Source organism: Streptomyces sp. NRRL F-5650 (assembly GCF_000721365.1).
Lineage (GTDB): Bacteria > Actinomycetota > Actinomycetes > Streptomycetales > Streptomycetaceae > Streptomyces > Streptomyces ardesiacus.
Genome location: NZ_JOGV01000026.1, coordinates 88,923 through 108,558, shown reverse-complemented (window position 1 = coordinate 108,558; position 19,636 = coordinate 88,923). Strand labels below are relative to the sequence as shown.

General features: G+C 74.2%; 17 protein-coding genes and 1 tRNA gene. 7 read left to right on the top strand and 11 right to left on the bottom strand.

Annotated elements, in window-relative coordinates; all coding sequences use genetic code 11:
- Positions 1 to 32: 32 nt before the first annotated feature.
- On the bottom strand, positions 33 to 374 hold the full coding sequence (locus IG88_RS0122440) for a DUF5713 family protein (RefSeq protein WP_031044043.1): 342 nt from the start codon (positions 372 to 374) through the stop codon (positions 33 to 35).
- A 78-nt stretch (positions 375 to 452) separates the two neighbouring features.
- On the opposite strand from IG88_RS0122440, the gene IG88_RS0122435 reads away from it, so the two are divergent.
- Together IG88_RS0122435 and IG88_RS0122430 are read left to right on the top strand one after the other, a co-directional pair.
- On the top strand, positions 453 to 1,250 hold the full coding sequence (locus IG88_RS0122435; RefSeq protein ID WP_031044042.1) for an N-formylglutamate amidohydrolase: 798 nt from the start codon (positions 453 to 455) through the stop codon (positions 1,248 to 1,250).
- Positions 1,251 to 1,312: 62 nt separating this feature from the next.
- Positions 1,313 to 2,536, top strand: a complete 1,224-nt coding sequence (locus tag IG88_RS0122430; RefSeq protein ID WP_031044040.1) for a cytochrome P450 — start codon at positions 1,313 to 1,315, stop codon at positions 2,534 to 2,536.
- A gap of 46 nt (positions 2,537 to 2,582) precedes the next feature.
- Here IG88_RS0122430 and IG88_RS0122425 read toward each other — a convergent pair whose 3' ends face one another.
- The 3 genes from IG88_RS0122425 to IG88_RS0122415 form a co-directional block, all read right to left on the bottom strand.
- Positions 2,583 to 3,119: a hypothetical protein gene (locus IG88_RS0122425; RefSeq protein WP_031044038.1), complete on the bottom strand. Its 537-nt coding sequence runs from the start codon at positions 3,117 to 3,119 to the stop codon at positions 2,583 to 2,585.
- Positions 3,116 to 3,691: an RNA polymerase sigma factor gene (locus IG88_RS0122420; protein ID WP_031044036.1), complete on the bottom strand. Its 576-nt coding sequence runs from the start codon at positions 3,689 to 3,691 to the stop codon at positions 3,116 to 3,118. Before IG88_RS0122420 ends, IG88_RS0122425 begins: the two co-directional genes overlap by 4 nt.
- Before the next feature lie 71 nt (positions 3,692 to 3,762).
- Positions 3,763 to 5,196: a S8/S53 family peptidase gene (locus IG88_RS0122415; RefSeq protein WP_031044034.1), complete on the bottom strand. Its 1,434-nt coding sequence runs from the start codon at positions 5,194 to 5,196 to the stop codon at positions 3,763 to 3,765.
- A 190-nt stretch (positions 5,197 to 5,386) separates the two neighbouring features.
- Here IG88_RS0122415 and IG88_RS0122410 point away from each other — a divergent pair, with 190 nt between their 5' ends.
- Positions 5,387 to 8,059: a CHAT domain-containing protein gene (locus IG88_RS0122410; protein WP_051852010.1), complete on the top strand. Its 2,673-nt coding sequence runs from the start codon at positions 5,387 to 5,389 to the stop codon at positions 8,057 to 8,059.
- A 21-nt stretch (positions 8,060 to 8,080) separates the two neighbouring features.
- Here IG88_RS0122410 and IG88_RS0122405 read toward each other — a convergent pair whose 3' ends face one another.
- A complete protein-coding gene (locus IG88_RS0122405; RefSeq protein ID WP_037836415.1) occupies positions 8,081 to 9,895 on the bottom strand; it encodes a LuxR family transcriptional regulator in 1,815 nt (604 codons plus the stop codon).
- A gap of 96 nt (positions 9,896 to 9,991) precedes the next feature.
- Between IG88_RS0122405 and IG88_RS0122400 the strand changes: the two genes are divergently transcribed.
- Entirely contained in the window at positions 9,992 to 11,071 is a 1,080-nt protein-coding gene (locus IG88_RS0122400) for a M12 family metallopeptidase (protein WP_031044025.1), read from the top strand.
- Between the two features lie 256 nt (positions 11,072 to 11,327).
- Here the strand turns inward: IG88_RS0122400 and IG88_RS0122395 are convergent.
- Positions 11,328 to 11,401 (bottom strand) — tRNA-Pro (locus tag IG88_RS0122395).
- Between the two features lie 106 nt (positions 11,402 to 11,507).
- On the opposite strand from IG88_RS0122395, the gene IG88_RS0122390 reads away from it, so the two are divergent.
- The 3 genes from IG88_RS0122390 (at position 11,508) to IG88_RS0122380 (ending at position 14,927) form a co-directional block, all read left to right on the top strand.
- On the top strand, positions 11,508 to 12,500 hold the full coding sequence (locus IG88_RS0122390; RefSeq protein WP_031044023.1) for a bile acid:sodium symporter family protein: 993 nt from the start codon (positions 11,508 to 11,510) through the stop codon (positions 12,498 to 12,500).
- Positions 12,501 to 12,697: 197 nt separating this feature from the next.
- Complete coding sequence (locus IG88_RS0122385) at positions 12,698 to 13,861, top strand: Gfo/Idh/MocA family protein (protein ID WP_031044020.1); 1,164 nt, start codon at positions 12,698 to 12,700, stop codon at positions 13,859 to 13,861.
- A gap of 61 nt (positions 13,862 to 13,922) precedes the next feature.
- Positions 13,923 to 14,927, top strand: a complete 1,005-nt coding sequence (locus IG88_RS0122380; protein WP_031044018.1) for a Gfo/Idh/MocA family oxidoreductase — start codon at positions 13,923 to 13,925, stop codon at positions 14,925 to 14,927.
- Between the two features lie 40 nt (positions 14,928 to 14,967).
- On the opposite strand, the gene IG88_RS0122375 is transcribed toward IG88_RS0122380, so the two are convergent.
- From IG88_RS0122375 to IG88_RS0122355, 5 genes are all read right to left on the bottom strand, one after another.
- Positions 14,968 to 15,381, bottom strand: coding sequence for a VOC family protein (locus IG88_RS0122375; protein ID WP_031044014.1), 414 nt, complete (start codon positions 15,379 to 15,381; stop codon positions 14,968 to 14,970).
- Between the two features lie 121 nt (positions 15,382 to 15,502).
- Positions 15,503 to 16,405, bottom strand: a complete 903-nt coding sequence (locus IG88_RS0122370) for a sugar phosphate isomerase/epimerase family protein (protein WP_031044012.1) — start codon at positions 16,403 to 16,405, stop codon at positions 15,503 to 15,505.
- A 2-nt stretch (positions 16,406 to 16,407) separates the two neighbouring features.
- The gene (locus IG88_RS0122365; protein WP_031044009.1) at positions 16,408 to 17,406 is read right to left on the bottom strand and encodes an ATP-binding cassette domain-containing protein; all 999 of its coding nucleotides are present in this window, start codon (positions 17,404 to 17,406) and stop codon (positions 16,408 to 16,410) included.
- A gap of 5 nt (positions 17,407 to 17,411) precedes the next feature.
- Positions 17,412 to 18,488 carry an ABC transporter permease gene (locus IG88_RS0122360; protein WP_031044005.1) on the bottom strand — a complete coding sequence of 359 codons (1,077 nt, stop codon included), beginning with the start codon at positions 18,486 to 18,488 and terminating at the stop codon, positions 17,412 to 17,414.
- Positions 18,488 to 19,510: a sugar ABC transporter substrate-binding protein gene (locus tag IG88_RS0122355; protein WP_031044004.1), complete on the bottom strand. Its 1,023-nt coding sequence runs from the start codon at positions 19,508 to 19,510 to the stop codon at positions 18,488 to 18,490. The genes IG88_RS0122360 and IG88_RS0122355 overlap by 1 nt, the downstream gene beginning before the upstream one ends.
- Positions 19,511 to 19,636: the final 126 nt, after the last annotated feature.

Here is a 19,636-nt window from a genome sequence, read left to right as displayed (position 1 = left end):
TCTCCGTCCCCCGGAGGCGGGGTGCCGCCGCTTCACCACTCCCGCGGCGCGATCAGCTCCTCCGGGTCCGCGTCCGGAAAGCCGTAGGCCCGGGCGACGAACCAGAAGGCCTCGCCTATCTCCTCCCGCGCGGTGGTCTCGATCTCGCTGCCCGCCTCCTCGAAGGCCGCCTCCAGCTCGTTGAACTCCTCGGTGGCCGCGTGGGTCAGCGCGTACAGTGCCGCGAGACCGGCGGGCCGCTCGTCCTCCACCCGCTCGCACAGCCGCAGCAGGATGTCACGGCCCCGGTCCACCACCCGGTCGGGGAAGTAGTCGTCCTTGTACAGCCCCTCCAGGAACCGATGTGCGGCCACCTGCTCGTTGGTGATCGGCATGATGCTCCCGTCCTCGTTGCCCGTCGCCGACACCGTGATCCTGCCGCACCCCACTGACAACGCCCCCGGAGGCGCCCCGTGACCGACGCCCCGCCCGCCTTCGAGCTGCTGCCGGGCGCCCCGCACTCCCCCGTGCTGCTGCACGTGCCGCACTCCTCCCGTGCGGTCCCCGCCGACGTCCGGGCCGGCCTCGCCCTCACCGGCGCGGAGCTGGAGCGGGAGCTGGACCACATGACCGACGCGCACACCGCGGAGATCGCCGGGCGGGCCGCCGGACTCGCCGGCCTCACGCCCTGGCGGTTCGTGAACCGGACCTCGCGGCTGGTGGTCGACCCGGAACGGTTCCCGGACGAACGGGAGGAGATGACGGCCGTCGGGATGGGCGCCGTGTACACGCGGACCTCGCACCGCGCGGTGCTGCGCCCGGACGGCACCGACCCCGAGCCGCTGCTCGAACGGTACTTCCGGCCCTACGCGCGGGCCATGACCGAGGCGGTCGCCGGCCGGATCGCGGCCACCGGACGGGCAGTGATCGTCGACGTGCACTCCTATCCGGCCGAGCCGCTCCCCTACGAACTGCACGGCCGGGGGCCGCGCCCGCCCGTCTGCCTGGGCACCGACGGCTTCCACACGCCTCCCGGGCTGCTCGCCGCGGCCCGCGAGGCCTTCGCCCCGTGCGGGGAGACCGGTCTGGACAGCCCCTTCGGCGGGACGTACGTGCCGCTGGACTTCTACGGCAAGCGGGCCGAGGTCGCCGCGCTGATGGTCGAGATCCGCCGGGACACCTACATGACGGAGCCGGGCGGCCCGGCCGGGCCGGGACTGTCCCGGCTCGCCGCGGCACTCGCGGCGCTCGTGGACGCCGTGTCCGGCTGACCGCCCACCGGCTGGAGCACTCCCGCGCGACAGCCCGGCGGGTGCCCGGTGAGGGTGGGGGGATGACGCAGGAGACCACCACCCTCACCGGCCAGTCGCCGCCCCCGGTACGGGACTGGCCCGCCCTCGACCTGGACGGCCCGGAGTTCGACCCGGTCCTCGCCGATCTCATGCGCGAGGGGCCGCTGACCCGCGTCCGGCTCCCGCACGGCGAGGGCTGGGCCTGGCTGGCGACGCGGTACGACGACGTCAAGGCGATCACGAACGATCCGCGTTTCGGCCGGGCCGAGGTGACACGCCGTCAGGTCACCCGGCTCGCCCCGCACTTCAAGCCGCGCCCCGGCTCCCTCGCCTTCGCCGACCAGCCCGACCACAACCGGCTGCGGCGGGCGGTCGCGGGGGCGTTCACCGTGGGCGCGACGAAGCGGCTGCGGCCCCGGGCGCAGGAGATCCTCGACGGTCTGGTCGACGGGATGCTCGCCGAGGGGCCGCCGGCCGACCTGGTCGAGCGGGTGCTGGAGCCGTTCCCGATCGCCGTGGTCAGCGAGGTGATGGGCGTGCCGGCCGCCGACCGGGAGCGGGTGCACTCCTGGACCCGGCAGATCATCTCCACCTCCGGCGGGGCGGAGGCCGCCGAGCGGGCCAAGCAGGGCCTGTACGGGTGGATCACCGAGACGGTCCGCGCCCGGGCCGACAGCGACGGGGACGACGTGTACTCCCTGCTGGGCGCCGCCGTGGGCCGCGGCGAGGTCGGCGAGACGGAGGCCGTCGGGCTGGCGGGTCCGCTGCAGATCGGCGGGGAGGCCGTCACCCACAACGTCGGCCAGATGCTGTACCTGCTGCTCACCCGCCCCGAGCTGATGGCGCGGATGCGGGAGCGGCCCGAGGCGCGCGGCACGGCGCTGGACGAGCTGCTGCGCTGGATCTCGCACCGCACCTCGGTGGGCCTGGCCCGCATCGCCCTGGAGGACGTCGAGGTGCGCGGGACGCGCATCGCCGCAGGCGATCCCGTGTACGTCTCCTACCTGGCCGCCAACCGCGATCCGGAGGTCTTCCCCGACCCGGACCGCATCGACCTGGACCGCGAGCCCAACCCGCACCTGGCGTACGGCAACGGGCACCACTTCTGCACGGGCGCCGTGCTCGCCCGCATGCAGACCGAGCTGCTGGTCGACACGCTCCTCGAGCGGCTGCCCGAGCTGCGGCTCGCGGTCCCCGCCGACCAGGTGGCCTGGCGCCGCAAGACCATGATCAGGGGGCCGCGCACGCTCCCGTGCGCCTGGTAGGTCCTGCCGCGCCCGTTGGGTCCTGCGCCTGGCGGCCGCGGCGCGCTCAGGCCCTCAGCCACTCCGTGACGACCACCTCCCGGCCGGTCCGCAGCCGCAGCGCGAACGGGCCGGCGGGCGGTGCCTGGCCGGTGAACCGGCCCATGTCGTCGGCCGTCAGCCGCGCGTGCGCCCGCGGGCCGCTGAGCACCTCGATCCCGGCGGGGCCCGGCGGCAGCAGTTGCCCGATCAGGCCGTCCGCGGTCACCTCGACGTCGACGGTCACCCCGTCGGTGCTGAAGGTGAGCATCCGGGGCGGGTCCGTCTCGCCCCGGACGGGGATGCCGTCCACCAGCGAGTCGAAGGTCAGCTCGGCGACACGGGCGTCCAGGTCGCGCAGGACGAACGCGTCGACGGCGACGCGCCGCAGCCCGGCCGGGACCGGGTCCAGGATCGCGGCGGCCTGCCGCAGTTCCTCCTCCACGAGCCCGTCGTGCAGTTCCTCGTCCCGCTCGTCGGACGCGCCGGGGCTGCCGGACGTACCGGACCCGTCGAGGTCGCCGGGCCCGTCGTACGCGTCGTACTCGTCGTTCAGGTCGCTCATTTCGTCCCCCGTGCCTCGAGCCGGGCCCGCAGCCGGCGCAGACAGCGCTGGCGCATCGGCCCGATGCTGCCCACCGCGATGCCCAGCGCGGCGGACACCTCCTGATAACTGGGCGGTGGCGAGGAGATCAGCACCCGCAGCAACTGGCGGCACCGCTCGCCCAGTTCCTCGAACTCCTGCCACAGCAGCCGTACGCGCTCGGTCTGCGCGGCGGCCTCCTCGGAGTCGAGCACCGACTCCTCCGGCGTACGGTCCTCGCTCGGCCGGTCGAGCAACTGCGGATCGTCGGTCGGCGTCCAGCGCCTGGACGCCTTGAGCAGCTTCAGGCACTCGTTGCGTGCCGTGCTGGCGAGCCAGGAGCCGGTCTTCTCCGGTTCCCGGATCCGCCCCAGGTTCTGGGCGAACCGGAACCAGGCGGTCTGGTACACCTCGTGCGCGTCGGCGTCGGACAGCCCGTGCGAACGGGCCACGGACCACACGAGCGGGCCGAGTCCGTCCACCAGTGACTTCCAGGCCGCCGCGTCCCCGTCGGCAGCCGACTGGACGAGCGCCCCGACATCTGCACGGTCCACGGTCCCACCCCTCGTGTACGACGTGCCATCGTACGCCGTGGAGGGGGCTGTTCCGACCGGCAGCAGGACCTTCACGACCCGCCGGCCGAGGGGTCGACGGGGACCGGGCGCCAGGTGGGCGGGAGCAGCGCGGGCACGTGCGCCCCGCGCACCTCCGCGTACTCGCCGTTGGCCGCGAGCAGTTGCCGGCCGGCCGCGCGGGGATCGTTCTCCTGATGCGCCGTCATGTGGGAGGCGACCAGGCCCGCGACCACCGGGGTGGCGAAGGAGGTGCCGCTCCACTGGGCGTGCCCCTCGAACATCACCTGGTCCGGCTTGGCGGGCGCCTCCCCCGGCTCGCTCAGCACCCCGTGGTGGCGCGGGTACTGGCAGGTGCAGGGGTAGGCGAAGCCGAACCGGCAGGCGTCGTAGGTGGAGTGCTGGTAGACGTAGGGCACGGGGGTGCCGAAGCCGGTGAGGGCGCTGGTGAGGCGCTCGCCGGGGGCGTACGCCCGCACCCAGGCGCCGTGGTTGGTGAAGCAGGCGCCGAACTCCCCGTCGGAGCGCAGCGCGCCGATGGACAGCACCGAGTCCTCCCAGCCGGGCAGGGTGGCGTAGGCGGCGGGCCAGAACGGCGTGGCGCTGGCGTTGTTGCCCGCGGCGGCGACCAGCAGGGTGCGCTGCCCGCGCAGTTCCTCCATGAAGGCGTGCACGCCGAGCAGGCCGTCGGTGCGGCCGTTGGAGGTGCCCGCGGAGAGGCTGAGGATCTCGGGCCAGCCGTCGCGGTCGACGGCCTCGAAGAGCTTCTCGCCCAGCTCGGACTCCAGGATGGCGCCCGCGTCGTTGAGGGTGTTGCGGACGGTCACCCCGGTGTTGGGCGCGACGGCGGCGACCAGCCCGGCGATGAAGGTGCCGTGTCCGACGTACTGGCACAGGACGCCGTCGTCGTCGCACTCCCGGATCTGGGCGTCGCCCTCGGTGTGGGCCAGCAGCGGGTAGGACCGGTAGTCGTGCATGAGCCCGGTGTCCAGGACGAGGACGCCGACGGCGGTCCCGGCGTCGTACGGCGTCGCGGCGGGGGCCGGGTTGGGCGGCTCGCTCAGCGGGACGGGCACGGGTTCGTCGCCGGGGCAGGCGTTGACGGCGATGGAGACGACGTGGTTGCGGCTGATCAGCCGGCGGCCCGCGCGGCCCTCCATGGTCCGCAGGGAACGCAGGGCATGGCCGACGGTGGGGTCGCCCCCGCCACCGCCCTCGCCGGGGTCGGCGACCTGGATGCGGGTGATGCCGGTGCGGTTGGTCTCGGGGCCCGCCCGGCGCACGTGGTCGGGGGTCAGGCCGGACATGGTGGTGAAGTGGTCGCGCACGGTGTCCTCGACGAGGCGGGCCTCCTCGCCGTCGCGTGCCAGGACGACGCCCTTCTCGTAGAGGAACTCGGCGGAGTCGTCCGGGCCCATCGCCAGCGGGACGCCGGGCATCGAGCGCTGGATCTGGTCGAACTGCTCGCGGAATCGCTGTGGTGCCATGCTTGTCCTCCACTGGGGCGGCGGTGACGGCGGTGCGGACCGCGGTCGTGACCGCGGGCGTGGCGGCGGTCGTCAATCAGAGTCGCGGGGCGGCCGATTGATACAGACTCGAACCTGTGGGGCTTGGTTCCGGAGCACTACCATCCGTGGGGTGACAGCGCGAAACGACCCGGTTCTCGACCTGCTGCCGATGGTGTTCGCCGCCCCGGGCGAGGCGCTGACGCGGGCGGAGGAGTTGCTCGGCGCCGATCCCTCGCCGCTGCACGCCTCGGTCGCCCATCAGGTGATCGGCATCTGGCAGCGGGACTTCGGCGACACCCGGCGGGCCCTGGCCCACCTGCGGCGCGCCCGGGACCTCGCCGCCCGCGCCGATTCGGCCGAGCGGGAGGCGGACGTGCTGGCCACACTCGGGGTGGCGCTCGTGCACTCCGGGCGTACGCGGGCGGGCCTGGCCGCGTTCGAGCGGGGCGTGGCGCGCGGGAGCGGGCACACACGCGCACGGGTGCTGTTCCGGCGGGCGTACGTGTGGTGGGTCCTGGGCCGGCACGGCGAGGCGCTGGAGGACGTACGGCGGGCGATCCCGGTGCTGCGCCAGGCCGAGGACGTGATCTGGACGGCGCGGGCGCTGACCCTGCGGGCGACCGTGCACCTGGCGCAGGGTTCGGTGGAGCGGGCCAACGCCGACTTCACGGCGGCGGAGGCGCTCTGGGACACCACGGGCCAGGAGCACGACAAGGCGGACGCGGTGGAGAGCCGGGGGCTCGCGGCGTTCCGCGCCGGGGACGTGCCGGCGGCGCTGCGGCTCCTCGACGAGGCGGAGGAACGGTACGCGAAGCTGGGCACGCCGACGTTCATGCTGACCATCCGGCGCTGCGAGGTGCTGATGGCGGCGGGGCTGGCGCCGGAGGCGCTGGCGGAGGCGGACGGGGCGGTCGCGGCGCTGGACGGGATCGGCGGGCAGTCGACCCGCAAGGCGGAGCTGCTCCTGGTGGCGGCGCGGGCGGCCCGGCTGGCGGGCGATCCGCAGACCTCGCTCGCGCGCGCGGCCGTGGCGGTGCGGCTGTTCGCCGGGCAGCGGCGCACCTGGTACGAGACGCACGCCCGGCTGGTGCTGCTCGAGGCACGGGTCGCCACGGGGCGCGGGTCGGGCCGGCTGGTCGCGGACGCGGCGGCGGTGGCGGAGCGGCTCGCGGCCTTCGGTGCGCCCGCCGCCCCGGAGGCCTCGCTGCTGGCGGGCCGGCTCGCGCTGGACCTCGGCTGGACGGCGGACGCGGAACGGCACCTGGCGGTGGCCGCGCGCAGCAGGCACAGCGGGCCGCCGCTGGCGCGGATGACGGGCTGGGCGGCACAGGCGCTGCGGGCGCGGGCGGCGGGGTCGGCGCGGGGCGTGCTCGAAGCCTGCCGGCGCGGTCTGGACGTCCTGGACGACCACCGGATGACGCTGGGCGCCTCGGAGTTGCGGGCCCGGGCCACCGCGCAGGGCGCCGAGCTGGCGGCGCTGGCGCAGCGGGCGTCGCTGGGCTCGGGCGGGCCGCGCCGGCTGCTGGGCTGGAGCGAGCGCTGGCGGGCGACGGTGCTGTCGGCGCCGCCGACCCGGCCGCCGGCCGACCCGGTGCTGCTGACCGCCATGACGGCGTTCCGGGAACTCGCCGCCCGCGCGGAGGAGGCCCGTTCACAAGGGGGCCGGCCCGCGCCCGCGCTGGAGCGCGAACAGCGGCGCCTGGAACGGGAGATCCGCTCCCGCACCCTGCACATGCGGGGCGAGGCGCCGGGCGACGGCGACCGGTTCGACGTGGGGCGGCTGCTGCGCCGGCTGGGCGACGAGGTGCGGCTGGTGGAGCTGGCGGTGCTCGACGGGCGGGTGCACGTGCTGTTGTGCGGGCAGGGCCGGGTGCGGCGGTTCGAGGCCGGGATGCTGGCCGAGGCGGAGGCGGAGGCGGAGCACGTGCAGGCGGGGCTGCGACGGCTGGCCCATCCGGGCGCGGAGGCGCGGCTGCCGCTGGTGGAGGCGGCCGGTGCGCGGCTCCAGCACCTGCTGCTGGGACCCGCCGCGGCGCACCTCGGTTCCGGCCCGGTCGTCGTGGTTCCGCCCGGCCGCCTGCACCGCGTGCCGTGGGCCCTGCTGCCCGCCCTGCGCGAACGGGTCCTGAGCGTGTCGCCGTCGGCGAGCAGTTGGCTGCGCGCGAAGGACACCGCTCCCCCGCCCGGCGGCCGCCAGGTCCTGGTCCGCGGTCCCGGCCTGGCGAGCGGCGGGGCCGAGATCCCCGAACTCGCGCAACGGTACGGGGCGGCACGGACACCGGAGGGGGCGGACCGTCGTGTCCCGCGCGCTCGGGCGGCGGGGCTTCCCGGCGGTTCGGCCGGGCGGAACGGGCGGGAGGGGCGGGACGGGCCCACCGTGCTGGAAGGGGACGAGGCGCGGGTGCCGCGGGTGCTGCGGGAGCTGGACGGGGCCGCGCTGGCGCACATCGCGGCGCACGGGACGTTCCGGGCGGACAGCCCCTTGTTCTCGTCGCTGCGCATGGCGGACGGGCCGCTCATCGTGCACGACTTCGAGCGACTGGACCGCAGCCCGTACCGGATCATCCTGCCCTGCTGCGACACCGCGCGTTTCGCGTCCGTGGGCGCCGACGAGCTGCTCGGCCTCGTCACCGCGCTGCTGCCGCTGGGCACGGCCGGCGTGGTGGCGTGCACCGCGCCGGTCAACGACGCCGCCGTGGTGCCGCTGATGCTCGCGCTCCACAAGGGCCTGGACGCGGGCCTGTCGCTGGCGGAGGCCCTGCGCGACGCGCGGGCCGCGCTGCCGGGCGACGCGGTGCACCAGGCGACGGGGTGGGCGTTCACGGCGTTCGGGGCGGCCTGAGGACCGGGGCGCGGACACCGGTCACGCGGGCAGCGGCTCGGGCAGTTCCATCAGCCAGGGCAGCGCCTCCCGGTCGCCCCCGCCGAGGCGGGTGTAGGCGCCGTACAGGTGGTTGCCGACGGTGCGGACCGAGAGGGTGAGCCGCTCGGCGATCTGCCGGTTGCTCAGGCCCGCGGCCGCGAGCGTGACGACCTGCCGCTGGCGGGCGGTGAGTTCGCCGAGCACCAGGCCGGACAGCGCGGGGGTGCGGGCATCCTGGCAGCGCCGGGCGAGGGCGGCGGCGCGGGTACGCGCGGTGCGCGCGGCCCGGGGGTCGCGGTGGGCGTGTACCGCCTGGGCGTTCGCCTCGGCCGCGAAGAGCAGGAAACCGCGCCGCTCCAGTTCCCCGGCGACCCGGTCGAGCGCCGGTCCGTCCCCGCGCGCGAGGGCGTCGGCGTGCGCGGCGAAGACGCCGGTCAGCCGGCCGGCCGCGTGCTCGGGCGCGCCGAACCGGACGGCGTCGTAGGGGTCCCCCGCGGCGGCCGCCCGGACCGCCTCGTCGAGGTCGCCGCGCGCGGCGGCGGCCCAGGCGGCACAGGCGCCCGCCGTGCCGCCGCTCTCCGCGGGACCGTCGCCCGACTGCGCGACGGCCAGAGCGAGTTCGTCGCGGCAGGCGGCATCGCCGTGGTCGGCGCGCAGACCCTCGCGGGCCCAGGCCGCGGCGTCGTGCAGCCGGCCCCGCAGCCGCGCGTACCGGGCCCGCAGTGCCGCGTACGGGGCCGGCAGCGGGGCTCCCTCGGCGGCCAGCCAGTCCCCGACGGGTGTCTCCGCCCGCCGTACGTCCGCCCGGGCGACGCGCTCCGCGAGGGCGGCCCGTTCCGCCTCCAGGGCGGGCCCGGTCCGGTCGGCGGTACGGTCCGCCAGGCGCCGGGCCCGCAGCCGGCCCGCGGCGGCGCGCAGGACGGGGCCGTGCAGCGGGTGCGCGAGGCGGGTGGCGCCGTGGTCGTCGACGGTGACCAGGCCCTCGGCCTCCAGGTCCTCCAGGGCCCGCAGGTCGAGGGCGTCCCGGTTCAGGTCCAGGGGCAGGGGCTCGGCGAAGGCCAGCCGGTCCAGGGTCTCCCGCTCCTGCGCGCGGGCGCGGTCCAGGACCCGGGCGGTGCGCTCACGGACCACCGGCGTGACCGGTACGGGTCCCCGCCACGCCCGCCGGCCCGTGCCCGGGACCGGTACGAGCAGGCCCTCCTCGCGCACGGCGGTCAGCAGTTCGCGCAGCAGCCGCAGGTCTCCCCGGCACAGGCGGTGCAGCCGGTCGACGGTGAGCGGTTCCAGGGGGGTGCCGGAGCCGGCCGTGAGGAGTTCCGCGGTCTCCTCGCGGGGCAGCGGTTCCAGGGCGAGGCGCGGCAGCAGTTCCCCGGACCACAGCCGCGACACCGCGCCCGGCGCGGCGGTGCCGTCGGTGGCGACGACCAGGAGCCGGGTGCGGCCGTGCAGGGCGAGCTGGTGCAGCAGGGCGGCGGAGGAGTCGTCCAGCAGATGGGCGTCGTCGACCAGCAGCAGCCGTACGCCGGACAGGAGGTGCACCGCGCGGTGCAGGGTGACGGTCTCCGGCAGCAGGTGGGCGAAGGCGGCGAAGGGGATGTTGCGGGCCTCGGGGGTCCCGGCGGCCCGGGCGCAGTCCGCGCCGCGCACGGCCTCCGTCACGAGCCTGGTCTTGCCCGACCCGGCCGGCCCCGTCACCACCAGGCCGCCCCGGCCGGCCGCCAGGGACCTGCGCACCAGCTCCAGTTCGTCCGCCCGTCCGGTGAACGGCCAGGGGGCGTCCAGTGTCCTCGCGTCCCGCGGAGTAGAAGTCGTCACGGGAACATGAGTCGGCCTACTCACCCGTGATACAGGGCGACTTGAGTACCCCCCGACTCAGGCGCGGGACGCGGGCCGGACGGCACCCTGGAGACCATGACCGCACGCTACTGCTCGCTGCCGCGGCAGCCGGCCCCGGCGCTCGCCCCCGGGCTGGCCGCCGAGCGCGCCGCCGCGCTCGTGGGCGGGCAGCGGATGTGGGTCAACGGCACCGTGCTGCACTACTGCTTCCTCGGCGACGACGTCGACACCTCGGTGGTCCCGATGCCGGGCACCGGCCGGCCGCGGCGGAACGCGTGGGCGGGGACCGAGGAGCAGCGGGACGTCGTGCGGGACTGCTTCCGGGAGTGGCAGGACCTCGGCATCGGTCTCGACCTCAGGGAGGTCCGCGACCGGTCGGAGGCGGAGCTGCGCATCGGTTTCCGGTCCGGGGACGGGTCCTGGTCGGCGGTGGGCAGGGACGCGCTCCGGGTCGGCCTGAACGACCGTACGATGAACTTCGGCTGGGACCTGACCGCACCGGGTGAGCGCGCGACGGCCCTGCACCAGATCGGGCACGCGCTCGGCATGCTGCACGAGCACCAGAGCCCGTACGCCGGGATCCTCTGGGACGACGAGGCGGTCTACGCAGAGCTGGCGGGGCCGCCGAACCACTGGAGCCGGGAGCGGACCTTCCACAACATCCTGCGAAAGCTCGACGACGACGAGGCCAACGGCCCGGTCTGGGACCCGCAGTCGATCATGGAGTATCCCTTCCCGTCGGGGCTGATCCTGGAGCCCGAGCACTACCGCTCCGGCCTGCACCCGCCCGGTGTCCTCTCCGCCGCCGACAAGGAGTTCGCCCTGCGCTGGTACCCGCCCACCGGCCGGCCCGGTCCGCTGGTGCCCTTCCGCTCGGTCCCGCTGGGCCTCGGGCCCGGCGAGCAGGCCGACTTCCGGGTGGACCCGCCCGAGACCCGCGAGTACACGGTGGGCACCTTCGGCGACGGCGACGCCGTCGTGGTCGTCTTCGAGGAACGGGACGGCGTGCCCCGCTTCTTCGCCGGGCAGGACGACGGGGGAAGTCCCCGCAACGCCACGATCAGGGCCCGTTTCGTCAAGGGCCGCCGCTATGTCGTCCGGGTGCGCCTGTACTCCTCGTGGGGTGCGGGTGAGACGGCGGTCATGTACTGGTGACCGCACGGCTCGCAGCCGCCCGGGCGCCGCGGCCACGGACCGGCGCCGGGGGCCGGCCGCGGAACGTCTCCTTCGGGGGAGGGCAGACGTTCCGCGGCCCACGCCGTGTCCGCCGCTGGGGGGCGGCGGACACGGCGGTGCGTCCGCGGTGACCGCACTCGCAAGCGCGCCCGCCCCCGCTGGGTTCACCGTGAACGATCGAGGGGTCATCTCGGATCTCCTCCGAAATGACCCCTCGGCCTGCGACTTCGTAAAGTCGGGACGACAGGATTTGAACCTGCGACCCCTTGACCCCCAGTCAAGTGCGCTACCAAGCTGCGCCACGTCCCGGTGCGCGATCGGCCTCCGCCGTGTTCGCGCTGGTCAAGCCTACCCCATCCGGTCACATGACGAGACGGCCTTGCGCCGGGCCGCCCACCGGGCGTTGTCTCGCACGGTGCGTACCGAAAGAACTGAACGAGCAGAACGAAACGACCCCCTCGGCACCGACCCGGCCGGTGACCGCTCCGCGCGGCGCGCCGTCACCGTCTTCCCGGTCCTCGTCCTCCTGGCCGGGGCGCTCGGCCTGCTGCTCCCCGGCAGTTTCACCGGGTGGAGCGAGGCGGTGCCGTACCTGCTGGGTGTCGTGATGTTCTGCATGGGCATCACCATGACCCCGCAGGACTTCCGCGGGGTCGCGAAGCGTCCGTGGGCGGTGGCGCTGGGTCTGGCCGCGCACTACGTCATCATGCCGGGGCTCGGCTGGGCCGTCGCCCACCTGCTGGACCTCCCGCCGCAGCTCGCCGCCGGCGTGATCCTGGTGGGCTGCGCGCCCAGCGGTACGGCGTCCAACGTGGTGACCTACCTGGCCCGCGGCGACGTCGCCCTGTCGGTCTCCGTGGCCACCGTCTCGACGCTGGTCGCTCCGCTGGTCACCCCGCCGCTGACGCTGCTGCTGGCCGGCGAGTACCTCCCGGTGGACGCCGGGTCCATGGTCACGGACATCCTCAAGACGGTGCTGCTGCCGGTCCTCGCGGGCGTCGTCGTACGGCTCCTCGCGGGGCGGTACGTGCAGCGGGCGCTGCCGGCGCTGCCCTGGCTGTCCGCGCTGACCATCGCCGTGATCGTGGCGGTGGTCGTGGCCGGGAGCGCGGACGCCATCAAGTCGGCCGCCGGGCTGGTCTTCGTCGCCGTGGTGCTGCACAACGGGCTCGGACTGGCCCTCGGTTACGGCGCGGGGCGCCTGGGACGCCTCGGCGAACCGGCCAGCCGCGCGATGGCCTTCGAGGTCGGGATGCAGAACTCCGGCCTGGCCGCGTCACTGGCCACCGCGCACTTCAGTCCCCTGGCGGCGTTGCCGGCGGCGGTGTTCTCCGTGTGGCACAACGTCTCCGGCGCGGTCGTCGCGGCGTGGCTGTCGCGTCGGGGGCGGGGGCCTGCGGCCGGCTGAACGGAAGGCGCCGTGCATCTCCTCGCGGCGCCTCGGTCACACGGGCGAGGCGGGCGCCGACGGCCGCCTCCGCGGCCCGTGGCTCCCGGGCCCGGCACAAGCGGTGCAGAGTTTGTCCTGTCAAACGGTTGACATGATGCCCTCACCCGCCCAGGGTGGCCTGGACAGTTCACGGACCGGTCCGAAGAGGGGCTCCCATGGTCGAGGCACTCGGTGTCGCCGTCGTCGGTTTCGGCTGGATGGGCCGGGTGCACACCCAGGCGTACGCCCGCGTCCGGCACCACTACCCCCGGCTCGCGCTGCGCCCCGAGCTGGTGACGGTCGCCGAGGAGGTGCCGGGACGGGCCGAGGAGGCCGCCGCGCAGTTCGGGTTCGCCTCGGCGACCCGCGACTGGCGCGAGGTGGCCGCGGACCCCCGGATCGGCGCGGTCAGCATCACGGCACCGAACTTCCTGCACCGCGAGATCGCCGTGGCGATGGCCGAGGCGGGCAAGCACATCTGGATCGAGAAGCCGGTGGGGCTGACCGCCGGGGACGCCCGCGCGGTGGCGGACGCGGTGGCCAAGGCGGGCGTGCAGGGCGCGGTCGGCTTCAACTACCGCAACGCGCCCGCCGTCGAGGCGGCCCGCGACCTGATCTCCGCCGGGGAGATCGGCACCGTCACCCACGTCCGCGTCCGCCTCTTCAGCGACTACGCCGCCCACCCCGAGTCCGCTCTGACGTGGCGGTTCGAGCGGGCGCGCGGCGGCAGCGGGGTGCTCGGCGACCTGGCCTCGCACGGCGCCGACCTGGCCCGCTTCCTGCTCGGCGAGATCGCCTCCCTGACCGCCGACACCGCCGTCTTCCTGCCCGAGCGGGCCCGCCCGGCCGGGGCCACGGCCGGGCACTCCCGGGCGGCGGGCGGCGAGCCGGGGCCCGTCGAGAACGAGGACTACGTCAACTGCCTGCTGCGCTTCGCCTCCGGCGCCCGCGGCGTCCTGGAGGCCTGCCGGGTCTCGGTCGGCGAGCAGAACAACTACGGTTTCGAGGTGCACGGCACCAGGGGCGCGGTGTACTGGGACTTCCGCCGCATGAACGAACTGGGCGTCAGCCGCGGCACGGCGTACCAGGACCAGCCGGTCAGCACGGTCTACGTCGGTCCCGGCCACGGCGAGTTCGCGGCCTTCCAGCCGGGTGCCGCCAACGCCATGGGCTACGACGACCTGAAGGTGGTGGAGGCCCACCGCTTCCTGCGCTCCGTGGCGGAGGGCACCCCGTACGGCGCCACCCTGACGGACGCCGTGCACAGCGCGGCGGTGCTGGACGCGATGGCGCGGTCGGCGGAGCGCGGCACCTGGATCGTTCCCGAACTGCCCGGGTGACGTGCCGCGAGCACCCCACGCCCCACCCTCACCACACCCCACGCAAGGAGCAGCGGAGCACATGCGCATCGGAATCCTCGGCCTCGGCCGCATCGGCGCCTTCCACGCCGAGACCCTCGCCGGACTGGACGCCGTCGGTTCACTGGTCGTCGCCGACCCGTTCGCGGACGCGGCGCGGGCCGCCGCCGAGCGGTTCGGCGCCGAGGTCGCGGACTCCCCCGAGGCCGTGCTGGCCGCGGGGGTGGACGGAGTGGTGGTCGCGGCGGCGACCGACGCCCACCCGGGGCTGATCCTGGCCGCCGCCGAGGCCGGGCTGCCCGTCTTCTGCGAGAAGCCCGTCGCCCGCACCATGCCGGAGGGCGTCGAGGTGCTCAAGGCGCTCGCCGACCACGACGTGCCGGTCCAGATCGGCTACAACCGCCGCTTCGACGCCGGGTTCGTGGCCGCGCGGGCGGCCGTGCTCGGCGGTGAGCTGGGCACGCTGCACACCGTACGGTCGACCACGCTCGACCCGGCGCCTCCGCCCGCCGCCTACGTCGCCGCGTCCGGCGGGATCTTCCGGGACTGCTCGGTGCACGACTTCGACATCATCCGCTGGGTGACCGGCCGCGAGGTGCGCGAGGTGTACGCCGTCGGCGGCAACCGGGGCGCCGCCCACATCCGGGAGGCGGGCGACGCGGACACCACCGGCGCGGTCCTCACCCTGGACGACGGCACCATCGCGGTGATCTCCAACAGCCGTCACAACGCCCGCGGTTACGACGTGCGCATGGAGATCCACGGCTTCCAGGACTCGATCGCCGTCGGACTGGAGGACCGGCTGCCGCTGCGCTCGGTGGAGCCGGGCGCGACCTTCCCGGCCGGTACCCCGCACGACTTCTTCATGGACCGCTTCGCCGCCGCCTACCGCGCCGAACTGACCGCGTTCACCGAGGTCGTCGCCGGTACCCGCCCCTCCCCCTGCACGGTCGAGGACGCGCTGGAGGCGGGCTGGATCGCCGAGGCGTGCACCCTGTCGCTGCACGAGCACCGCCCGGTGACGCTCGCGGAGGTACGGCGGGGCTGAGCGCCGCGGGGCGGAACCAACGAGCCGGCGGGCTGCTCGGTCAGCTCGCCGGCTCGCTGATGTTCACCATCCAGGGGACGCCGAACCGGTCCGTGCACATGCCGAAGACGTCGCCCCACATCTGCTTCTCCAGGGGCACGGCGACCGAGCCGCCGGCGGACAGCTTCTCCCAGTAGCCGCGCAGTTCGGCCGCGTCGTCGCCGCTGAGGCTCACCGAGAAGTTGCTGCCCGGCGTGTACTCCATCCCGGGCGGGGTGTCGGCGGCCATCAGGGTGAAGCCGGCCGGCGTCTCCAGCATGGCGTGCATGATCTTGTCGGCGTACGTGGGGTCCGGCAGACCGGACTCGCCGAAGGTGTTCAGCGCCAGGGTGCCGCCGAACACCTCCTCGTAGAACTCCATCGCCTGTCGGGCGTCGCCGTCGAAGCTGAGGTACGGGTTGAGACGCGAGGTCATGGCTGCCTCCCGGAACGGCACGAGGGGTGCGGGTGTCGGTGCTGCGCACGCTAGCGCGCGGCAGCGGCGCCGGCCCGCCGGACGGCGCACCGGCGGTACCCTCCCCGCCGTCGGGCCCGTCTCAGGCGCCGCAGGAGCGCAGGAACTTCCGGGTGCGCACCGCGATGGGCAGCGGCTTGTCCGGCTCGCAGGGGTACATGTCCTGCTCGACGATGGCGAACAGGTCCACGCCGAGGTCCTGGGCCGCCGTGAGCACCGGTCCCAGCTCCGGCACCCCGCCCGGCGGCTCGCACATCACCCCGCGCTGCACGGCCGGGCCGAAGGGGACGCCGCCCTCCCGCACCCCCGCGAGGATCTCCGGGTCGACCTGCTTGAGGTGGAGGTAGCCGATGCGCTCGCCGTAGGTCTCGATCAGCTTGACGCTGTCGCCGCCGCAGTAGGCGTAGTGGCCGGTGTCCAGGCACAGGCTGACCAGGCCGGAGTCGGTGGCGTCGAGGAAGCGCTCGACGTGCTCCTCGGTGTCGATGTGGGTGTCGGCGTGCGGGTGGACGACGATGTCCAGGCCGTAGGTCTCCCGCACCTCGCGGCCGAGGCGCTCCATGCCGCGGGTGAGGTGGGTCCACTGCTCGCCGGTCAGCTCCGGCGGCTCCAGGATCTCGGCGGTCTTGTCGTCGCGCCAGAAGGACGGGATGACGACGAGGTGCCTGGCGTCCATGGCCTGTGTCAGGGCGGCGACGCGGGCGACCTGCTCCCAGGTGGCGTCCCACTCGGAGGGGCCGCGGTGCAGCCCGCAGAAGATGGTCCCCGCGGAGACCTTGAGGCCGCGCCGGGCGACCTCGTCGGCCAGCCGGGCGGGGTCGGTGGGGAGGTAGCCGTAGGGGCCCAGCTCGATCCAGTCGTAACCGGCCTCGGCGACCTCGTCCAGGAACCGCTCCCAGGGGACCTGCCGGGGATCGTCGGGGAACCAGACGCCCCAGGAGTCGGGGGCCGAGCCGACGCGGATGCGGTCGAGGGCAGAGGGCATGCTCAGGCCTTCCCTTCGGCGGTGCCGGACGCGGTGCTGTCGGACGCGGTGCTGTCGGACGCGGTGCTCGCGCTCTTGTCGGCACTGTCCGGCGCGGAGGCCCCCGGCGCATCCGGAACGTCGTCCGGAAGGGCGTCCACGTCGACCCCGCCGACCTGGGCGAGTTCGTGCTTGAGGGCGGCGAGTTCGGCGCCGCCCGCCATGTGGTTGGTGAGTTCCTCCAGGGTGATGTCGGCCCGGGCGGAGCTGAGTTCGAGGGTGCCCAGGCGCAGCACGCTGAAGTGGTCGCCGACCATGTAGGCGTGGTGGGGGTTGTGGGTGATGAAGACGACGCCGAGGCCGCGTTCCCGCGCGGCGGCGATGTACTTGAGCACCACGCCGGACTGCTTGACGCCGAGGGCGGCGGTGGGCTCGTCGAGGATGAGGACGCGGGCGCCGAAGTAGACGGCGCGGGCGATGGCGACGGACTGGCGCTGGCCGCCGGAGAGGGTGCCGATGGGCTGTTCGAGGTCGTCCAGGACGATGCCCATGTTGCGCAGTTCCTCGTCGGCGGTCCGCTTCATGCGGGCGATGTCGAGGCGGCGCACGGGCCAGGGGCCCTTGGTCATCTCGGAGCCGAGGAAGAAGTTGCGCCACACCGGCATCAGCGGCACGGTCGCGAGGTCCTGGTAGACCGTGGCGATGCCGCGGTCGAGGGCGTCGCGCGGGCTGGCGAAGCGCACGGGCTCGCCGTCGACGAGGAACTCGCCCTCGGTGTGCTGGTGCAGCCCCGAGATGATCTTGATGAGGGTGGACTTGCCGGCGCCGTTGTCGCCGAGCACGCAGGTCACCCGGCCGGGGTGGACGGCGAGGTCGACGCCGTGCAGGGCGCGCACGTTGCCGTAGGCCTTGCCGGCGCCGCGCAGTTCGACCAGCGGGCGGTCCCCGTCGGGCGCGGGGTCGGCGGGGACGGCGCCGTGGGTGCCGGGGGCCCCGGTGGACGAGGGGGTCTTCGTGGCCATTCCGGTCACCTCCGGGTCGCGGCGCGGCGGACGTACAGGTTGATGAGGACGGCGCCGAGGAGCATCACGCCGAGGAACGCCTTGAACCAGTCGGGGTTCCAGCCCGCGAAGACGATGCCCTGGTTCACCATGCCGAACATGAAGGCGCCGAAGACCGGGCCGATGGCGGAGCCGTAGCCGCCGGTGAGCAGGCAGCCGCCGATGACCGCGGCGGCGATGTAGATCAGTTCCTGGCCGACGCCCTCGCCGGACTGCACGGTGTTGAAGGAGAAGAGCTGGTGCATGCCGACGAACCAGGCGCCGAAGCCGACCAGCATGAACAGCGTGATCTTGGTGAAGGTGACGGGCACGCCGACCGCGCGGGCGGACTCCTGGCTGCCGCCGACGGCGAAGATCCAGTTGCCGTACTTGGTGCGCAGCAGCACCCAGGTGGCCAGGGCCGCGAAGACCAGCCACCACACGACCGTGATCTTCACCTCGATGCCGCCCACGTCGAAGGACGAGGCGAACAGCGCCTTGGCCTGGTCGAAGCCGTCCATGTCGCTGATGTCGTCGGTGGCGACGTTGCCGGTGACGAGCTTGGTGACGGCGAGGTTGACGCCCTGCAGGACCAGGAAGGTGGCCAGGGTCACCAGGAAGCTCGGCAGGCCGGTCTTCACCAGCACCCAGCCGTTGAAGGCGCCGACGGCGAGCGAGGCGACGAGGGCGACGACCACGCCCACCCAGACGTTCACGGTGAGCTGGTAGCTGAGCATGCCGGCGGTGAGCGCGGAGGTGATGACGGCGACACCGGCGGACAGGTCGAACTCGCCGCCGATCATCAGCAGGGCGACGGGCAGCGCCATGATGCCGATGGTGGACGACTGGTACAGCACGGTCGCCATGGAGCCGCCGTCGCGGAGTGTGGGGGCGGCGATCAGGAAGAAGACGAACACGGCGACGGCGCCGAGGAAGACGCCGACCTCGGGCCGGGCGAGCAGCCGCAGCGCCACGGGGCGTTCCCGGGTCCGTCCGTCGCTCTCCCTGGGGCCGGGGGCCGGCGGCGCGAGTGCCGCCGGCTCAGCCTGTGGGGCCATGCTCATCACCGGGTGCCCTTCGAGGCGAACTCGGCGACGGCCTTGACGTTGGACTTGTCGACGAAGGCGGGGCCGGTCAGCACCGGCTGCTCGCCGCCGCCGCTGTAGTTGCCGTTGTTCTTGTAGAGCCACAGGCCGTCGACCGCGAGGTAGCCCTGGAGGTAGGGCTGCTGGTCGACGGCGAACTCGATGTCGTCCTTCTCGATGGCGCCGGTCAGTTCCTTGTTGAGGTCGAAGGTGGCGACCTTGGCCTTGCTGCCGGACTCGGCCACCGACTGCACGGCCGTCATGGCGAACGGGGCGCCGAGCGTGACGACGTGGTCGACGGCGCCGTCCTGCCGCAGCTTGGCCGTGACCGTCGACTTCACGGAGGGCTGGTCGGCGCCGTTGACGTAGAGGTTCTCCACCGAGCCCTTGAACGTCTTCTTCATGCCGTCGCAGCGCTGGGTCAGACCGACGTTGCCCTGTTCGTGGATGACGCACAGGGCCTTCTTCGAGCCCACCTCGTTCAGCTTCTTGCCGAACGCCTCGCCCGCCACGCTCTCGTCCTGGCCGAAGAACGACATCAGGCCGAGCTTCTTCCAGTCCGCCAGACCGGAGTTGAGCCCGACCACGGGTATGCCCGCCTTCTCCGCCTTGGCGAGGACGCTCCTGAGAGCGTCCGGCTTGGCCAGGGTGACGGCGATGCCGTCCACCTTCTGGTCGATCGCGTTCTGCACCAGGTTGGCCTGGTTGCCCGCGTTCGGGTCGGCGGAGTAGACGAGCTTGACGTTGTCCTTGTCGGCGGCGGCCTGGGCGCCCTTGCGGACGATGTCCCAGAAGGTGTCGCCGGGTGCCTGGTGGGTGACCAGGGCGACGGTCATGCGCGGGGTGTTCGCCTTGCCCGCGGCGGCGCCCGCCTCGCCCTCCTCGTCGGCCTTCTTCCCGCCCGAGCTGCTCGAGCAGCCGGCGAGGGTCAGGGCCGCGGCGGCGGCGAGGGCCACGGCGGGGGCGAATCTGCGGGAGCGGGCGTGCGAAGAGCGGTCCATCTTTTCCTGCACCTCACTGTGCGACTGTGCGACGGGAAAGCCGTGTGCCAGACCCGAGAAGAATGGCTGATGCTGCGCTGGGACCGGATACAAGCCCTTGAGACGCCCACTGTCAATACTTTGTCA

Bases quoted from the DNA above. Each gene is read 5' to 3' on its own strand.
- IG88_RS0122430 (WP_031044040.1), top strand. From the start codon at position 1,313: ATGACGCAGGAGACCACCACCCTCACCGGCCAGTCGCCGCCCCCGGTA.
- IG88_RS0122355 (WP_031044004.1), bottom strand. From the start codon at position 19,510: ATGGACCGCTCTTCGCACGCCCGCTCCCGCAGATTCGCCCCCGCCGTG.
- IG88_RS0122370 (WP_031044012.1), bottom strand. From the start codon at position 16,405: ATGCCCTCTGCCCTCGACCGCATCCGCGTCGGCTCGGCCCCCGACTCC.
- IG88_RS0122365 (WP_031044009.1), bottom strand. From the start codon at position 17,406: ATGGCCACGAAGACCCCCTCGTCCACCGGGGCCCCCGGCACCCACGGC.
- IG88_RS0122380 (WP_031044018.1), top strand. From the start codon at position 13,923: ATGCGCATCGGAATCCTCGGCCTCGGCCGCATCGGCGCCTTCCACGCC.
- IG88_RS0122385 (WP_031044020.1), top strand. From the start codon at position 12,698: ATGGTCGAGGCACTCGGTGTCGCCGTCGTCGGTTTCGGCTGGATGGGC.
- IG88_RS0122375 (WP_031044014.1), bottom strand. From the start codon at position 15,381: ATGACCTCGCGTCTCAACCCGTACCTCAGCTTCGACGGCGACGCCCGA.
- IG88_RS0122415 (WP_031044034.1), bottom strand. From the start codon at position 5,196: ATGGCACCACAGCGATTCCGCGAGCAGTTCGACCAGATCCAGCGCTCG.
- IG88_RS0122440 (WP_031044043.1), bottom strand. From the start codon at position 374: ATGCCGATCACCAACGAGCAGGTGGCCGCACATCGGTTCCTGGAGGGG.
- IG88_RS0122425 (WP_031044038.1), bottom strand. From the start codon at position 3,119: ATGAGCGACCTGAACGACGAGTACGACGCGTACGACGGGCCCGGCGAC.
- IG88_RS0122400 (WP_031044025.1), top strand. From the start codon at position 9,992: ATGACCGCACGCTACTGCTCGCTGCCGCGGCAGCCGGCCCCGGCGCTC.
- IG88_RS0122360 (WP_031044005.1), bottom strand. From the start codon at position 18,488: ATGAGCATGGCCCCACAGGCTGAGCCGGCGGCACTCGCGCCGCCGGCC.
- IG88_RS0122410 (WP_051852010.1), top strand. From the start codon at position 5,387: ATGGTGTTCGCCGCCCCGGGCGAGGCGCTGACGCGGGCGGAGGAGTTG.